The 851-nt window shown below is 32.9% G+C and carries 2 protein-coding genes; both read left to right on the top strand.

What is annotated here, in order from left to right; all coding sequences use genetic code 11:
* The first annotated feature begins 7 nt into the window (after positions 1-7).
* On the top strand, positions 8-517 hold the full coding sequence (locus tag JVV30_RS02835) for a DUF1643 domain-containing protein (RefSeq protein ID WP_193839851.1): 510 nt from the start codon (positions 8-10) through the stop codon (positions 515-517).
* Between the two features lie 13 nt (positions 518-530).
* A complete protein-coding gene (locus tag JVV30_RS02830) occupies positions 531-752 on the top strand; it encodes a hypothetical protein (protein ID WP_193839850.1) in 222 nt (73 codons plus the stop codon).
* The last annotated feature ends 99 nt before the right edge of the window (positions 753-851 follow it).

Genomic DNA, 851 nt, shown 5'->3' with positions numbered 1-851 from the left:
ATGATATATGAATACAATTAACAGTACAATACACACAGAAGCCATATTTAGCGGAGATAAAAAACACCGCTACTTACTCAAGAAAACATGGGATGAAAAGAAACCCGCTTGTACAGTGATAACGATGTACCCTCATTTAGATGGTGTATTATCACTCGATCTTACCACGGTTCTCATCCTCAATCAATTAACTAATTCTGAGCAATATGGCGCTGTATATCTCGTTAATCTTTTCTCTAATATTAAAACACCTATGAGTATAAAGCATCTCAAAGATAAAGAACCATATGATGAACACACTGATATTCACTTGATGAAAGCGATAAGTGAAAGTGACACAGTGATTCTTGCTTATGGTGCCTATGCGAAGCGGCCTGTTGTCGTCGAACGTGTTAAGCAAGTGATGGAAATGTTGAAACCTCATAAAAAGAAAGTCAAAAGGCTTATTAATCCATCAACGAATGAAATTATGCATCCACTCAACCCTAAAGCACGTCAAAAATGGACATTGAAATAAAGGAGGATTATCTATGAACCATGAAACTAAACAATCAGATTGGCGAACGGTTGCTAGTTGCTTAGCATCTCAAAATTATATATCTATCGTAAAAGGACTAGTACATCATTTTACAGCAATTGAAGATGAAGAAATACTTGATAAGATCTATGATGATTTTATGAATGATGATTCTATAACAACGGTACTTAACAATGATTTACAGACAATTATTAGCCATTATCTATCAAAATGAAAACTATATTCTAATAAAACTAAAGAGTCCGGGACATAAATTTCTTGGATAAGTGAAAAAATACAATTTCTATTGAAATAATATAGAAATTGTCTTTTT

Origin of the sequence: Staphylococcus sp. GDY8P47P, from assembly GCF_016892225.1 — a bacterium.
Classification (GTDB): Bacteria; Bacillota; Bacilli; order Staphylococcales; family Staphylococcaceae; genus Staphylococcus; species Staphylococcus borealis.
Note: the sequence above shows the minus strand (reverse complement) of the source record. Positions and strands in the feature narration are given on the sequence as shown.